The sequence below is a fragment of the Zhongshania sp. genome, from assembly GCF_041584495.1.
Lineage (GTDB): Bacteria > Pseudomonadota > Gammaproteobacteria > Pseudomonadales > Spongiibacteraceae > Spongiibacter.
On sequence record NZ_JBFHDY010000176.1, the window covers coordinates 1 to 4,903 of the forward strand.

The 4,903-nt window shown below is 50.0% G+C and carries 4 protein-coding genes; 2 read left to right on the plus strand and 2 right to left on the minus strand.

Going from position 1 to position 4,903, the window contains the following annotated elements; translation table 11 throughout:
• Together ABYP33_RS17360 and ABYP33_RS17365 are read right to left on the minus strand one after the other, a co-directional pair.
• On the minus strand, positions 1-405 hold a 405-nt coding region (locus ABYP33_RS17360; protein WP_373092420.1), incomplete at its 3' end, for an enoyl-CoA hydratase-related protein.
• 93 nt (positions 406-498) lie between these two features.
• Positions 499-1,101 (minus strand): TetR family transcriptional regulator, encoded by a 603-nt coding sequence (locus ABYP33_RS17365; RefSeq protein WP_373092422.1) that lies wholly within the window; start codon positions 1,099-1,101, stop codon positions 499-501.
• 202 nt (positions 1,102-1,303) lie between these two features.
• On the opposite strand from ABYP33_RS17365, the gene ABYP33_RS17370 reads away from it, so the two are divergent.
• Together ABYP33_RS17370 and ABYP33_RS17375 are read left to right on the plus strand one after the other, a co-directional pair.
• A complete protein-coding gene (locus tag ABYP33_RS17370; protein ID WP_373092424.1) occupies positions 1,304-2,470 on the plus strand; it encodes an alkane 1-monooxygenase in 1,167 nt (388 codons plus the stop codon).
• 63 nt (positions 2,471-2,533) lie between these two features.
• On the plus strand, positions 2,534-4,903 hold a 2,370-nt coding region (locus ABYP33_RS17375), incomplete at its 3' end, for a TonB-dependent receptor (RefSeq protein ID WP_373092426.1).

Here is a 4,903-nt window from a genome sequence, read left to right on the forward strand (position 1 = left end):
AACCTCAATCTGCCCAAAACGAGTTCCTCGCCCACAAATTCGCACCTCGGCCCCCAGGGCAAGCTCAATCCCAATGGTGTAACAAATACCGTGTATTGCCATGACAATCGGTTTACGACAACGATGCTCGGGGCGTAACCCAAGGGGGTCGCACTCACCTGCAGGAATCGCCGGCCATTCGCCCGACGAAAAAACATCAGTCCATTCTGGCAAATCTAAACCGGCGGTGAAATGCTTGCCATTTGCGTACACAAGGCCGCAATGCAAATTACTGCTCGACTCGAGAAGCTTGTAGGCGCGCGCGACCTCATGCCAAGTATCATGATCAAAGGCGTTGTATTTGTCTGGCCGATTAAGACCGATCAAAAGCACTTGACCGCGCTCTTCTATAATTACTTTGCTCATGAGCCTTATTCCATCGCTGTGAATAATTTATATGGCGAGTAGATTGAAAATACTCAACCTCAAAGATAGTAGCGCGATTGCCATAAAATGCCATCACGACAAAATAAACTGCACCTGATACTCAAACTGAGCCAAAATCGCATCACCCTCAGCAGGTGATTCCCGCGACACATCGAGCAAATCTGGAATTAGGCTCAAACCTAGAGAAACAATTGCCGCTACGGCAGCGCGTTTTTCTGGCAAGCTAAACCGCTCAAAGAGCCCGCGCTCATGAAAATCGCTGGCCATCTCTTCAACGATTTGTCGCACCTCATTGCGAATGGCGCCGCGAATTAAGGCCGAACTGCCTGCCCGCTCCCGCGCAATGAGAATAAACAAGGCCTCGTTGCCCCGAATATAAGTAAAGGCCGCCTGTACTGACTCGGTGACAACGGCCGCCTCTGTGTCAGCGTCACGCACCCCTTTTAACAAAGCTCTTAAGGTACTGCCGACGTCGCTTACCAGCGCCAGACCAAGTTCTTCCATGGACGCAAAATGCCCATAAAATGCTGGCGGACTGAGGCCGCAAGCCTTGGTAATTCTGCGCAAGCTTATTCCCGCCAAACCGCTCTGGTCTTCTGCGAGGAGTTCTAGAGCTGCATTCATTAATTTCTCTCGATTTCCTTTGCGGCTCTGCTTCGGTTTGACTGCGCTCATACCTTCCCCGTCTACATGATATTTACTCAAGACTAACTCTCGGCCGACATTATGTGTGAAACAGTGATGCAAGGACAAGTTCCTGATAAATCGGCAAATATTGAACACAGTATACCTTAATTAAATACATATATTGACACTTGTTAAGTTAGCTTTTAAAGTACAACTTTACACATGTAAACATAACAAGGGGCAATAATAGATGAACTCCTCAGGCGAAGCACATTGGCAAGACCCAAAACGTTACCTTTGGTCACTCGGCCTACTGGTTCCACTTCTTCCGATCTTTGGCGCACTGATTTACCTCCAGACCGGACAAATATGGGGCTGGTGGTTAGCGCCTGTAATCGTGTATTTCATTATTCCGGTCTTAGATTATGTGATCGGAACAGATCGCTCTAATCCACCAGAGTCAGCGGTTAGCCAACTCGAGGCCGACAACTACTACAAATACATTGTTTACGCCTACATCCCGCTGCAGTATGCGGGCACATTGATTACGGTGTGGTTCGCCGCCACCGAGTTAGGCGCACTAGGCATCATCGCCGCTTTATTTAGCTGCGCTTATGTAAATGGCATTGGTATTAACACCGGCCATGAATTAGGTCACAAACGCGATGCGCTAAGTCAGTTTCTTGCAAAACTTGCACTCGCCCCAGTTGCCTATGGCCATTTCTATGTTGAGCATAATTTTGGCCACCATCGCCGAGTTGCCACACCAGAAGACCCCGCCAGTTCAAAAATGGGTGAAAGCTTTTGGCGTTTTCTACCCCGCACGGTAATTGGCAGCCTGCGCTCGGCGTGTGAAATTGAACGCCAGCGACTCGATCGCAAATGCCTAGGCTTTTGGCATTGGCGCAACGATGTTTTACAGGCTTGGGCTATGACGCTCATACTATTCGGTGGCTGCACCGCCGTATTAGGCTGGCCAGCGCTTGCCTTTCTTGTTGTACAGGCCGCACTGGGTTCCTCTTTACTCGAAGTTATTAACTACGTTGAGCACTACGGCCTCTTGCGCGAGAAAGACGCCAGTGGTCGTTATGAACGCTGCCTACCCAAGCACTCCTGGAACAGCAATCACATTGTCACCAATCTGGTGCTCTACCAACTGCAACGTCACTCCGACCATCACGCTCACCCAAATCGCGCATTCCAAGCCCTGCGTCATTTCTCAGACAGCCCCCAGCTACCATCGGGTTACGCTTCAATGATGATGCTCGCCTACTTCCCTCCCCTGTGGTTCAAAGTCATGGACCCACGGGTTGTAGCACACCACCGAGGCGAGTTTGCCAAGGCCAATGTACACCCACGCAAGGCCGAGAAATTAAAAATGTACTTCACCTCAAGACAGAGCGGTATCAGTGCATGAACGACCATATAACCAATAACGCGGAATATTACGGCGTAACCGCCCTGACCGAGGTGTACTAACATGATAAAAAGCAAAATTGGTATAATTGCGATATCTGCTGCAGCAATGCACAGCGCAAGCAGCGCAGCCGCTCAGCTCGAAGAAGTAGTGGTTACGGCCCAGCTCCGCGAGCAAAGCCTGCAAGATGTGCCCGTTTCTGTCAGTGCAATTAGCGGCGCTAAAATGATGGAAGCTGGCTTGTCTAAAATTGAAGATCTACAGGCCTATGTGCCTAACTTCACCATGACCGAGTCGAGCGTCGGCACCGATATTTATATTCGCGGCATCGGCTCTGGAGAAAACCAAGGCTTTGAACAATCCGTTGGCATGTATGTAGACGGCATCTATTATGGCCGCGCGCAACTTGCCCGAGCCCCCTTTCTGGATTTGGAGCGGGTTGAAGTACTGCGCGGACCGCAAAATATTTTGCTCGGTAAAAACAGTATTGCTGGCGCCATTAACATCAGTACCGCATCGCCAAACGATGAAACTGAATTTTACGTGCAAGGTACTTTTGAGCCGGAACTAAACGAGCAGGTTATCGACTTTGTCGCCTCTGGCCCCGTAAACGACAATCTCAATGCACGTTTTTCAATGCGTCAGCGCCACACCGATGGCTTCGTAAAAAACCAAATACTTAATCGCGACGAGGCGCAGCGCGACGAAGCGACCTATCGCCTAAAGCTGGGCTGGGATATTGGCAATGACGCCGATGCCATGCTGAAATTTGAGCTTGGTAGTTTTGATGTTATCGGCCGCCAGTCAGAAATCATTAGCGACTACCCATCCGACTCCGACATAATCTTATTCACTGGCCGCACTTACGGCGAGATTTTAAACGACACCGTATTCCCAGATTTAGGAGCGGTTGGCGGTTTGCTCGGCTCCCTGCCCGCCGGTATTCGCAATTTAATACAGCTGCAAGATAACGGCTCGATTCTGAATATGCAGGCCGACGATTCGGTCCTCGATGTTAAGGCGGATCGCAAACGCCACTCTAATGGCGACTTCAGTAATAACGATACTCAAAACATCACCCTGAATCTGAACAATTATGCCAACGGCAATACTTTTACCTCGATCACCTCGTATATGGCTTACCAATACGACGAGGAATGCGACTGCGATTTTACCGGCGCGCCGCTGTTTCAAGTGGTTATGGAAGAAGAGTACGAGCAATTTAGCCAGGAATTTCGGTGGATTTCAGCCCCTGGCGAAAATTTTGACCTGATTGCTGGCGCCTATTTTCAATATAACGATGTCTATTTCTTCGACTCCATTGTGCTCCCCTCAACTCTCATCCCGCAGTTGATAAACACCGCCGATATTTTAGAGGCTGGCGGCCGCGGTGACATCGACCCGGGCGCCAATGGCAGCACGGGTTTTGAATTACTCGGCATCGGCGACGCAGGTAACTCCTTGATCGATATCCGCTCGCCACGGGATTTCAAAAGCGATTCAATCATTGCCTCCACCTTTGTCCAAGGTACCTGGATCATGAGTGACAGCTGGCGTTTAACCTTGGGTGGTCGCTATACCTTTGAGAAAAAGAGCGGCAGTCGCCGACTTGAATTCGGCTTGCCCGACGGTTCGGTGCTGCCCATTGGTGAAACCGACACAGCGGCGGCAGTCACTTTTGCCGCAGAGCGGCACGATCTCGCGGGTAAACGCACCGAGTCACAGTTTGCGCCATTGCTCAATTTACAATGGGATATCAACGACGCCGCCATGGCTTATTTTTCTGCGCGACGCGGTTTTAAATCGGGGGGCTACGATGCCAGATCAAATTCCTCACCAAGCGCTGAGCCCACCGCGACGAATCCAACGGCGACCATCCCTAATCCGAGGGTGTTAATCGGTAGTTTTGAATTTGAAGAAGAGCGCGCAACCTCCTACGAATTTGGTTTAAAAACCAGCTTATTCGACGGTGTTGCGGAATTGAACTCAGCACTCTTTTACACCCAATTCGACAATTTACAAGTGAGCGTATTTGACGGAACCCTCGGCTTCAACGTAGGTAATGCGGCGGGCGCTGTCACCCAGGGTGTCGAGTTTGATGGCCGGATCGCCTTAAGTGAACACATCATTTTAGGCGCAGGGCTCGCGTTTTTAGATTTTGAGTTTCAGGATCATAAATTAGGCACCTGTATTCAAGATCAAATTCCCGACAACGCCAACGGCATCAACTGCGACTACAGCGGTAAAACCAACCAGTATGCCGCGGATTACTCCGGCAACGTATTGCTGGGTTACGAGCGCGATTTAGGTAAATTACTGATACTGCGCGCCAACCTAGATGCTATTTTCAGCGACGAGTATCACCCTTCGCCAAACTTGGATGACCGGGTAAAACAAGACGCTTTTGTTCAATTCAACGGGCGTATTTCAGTA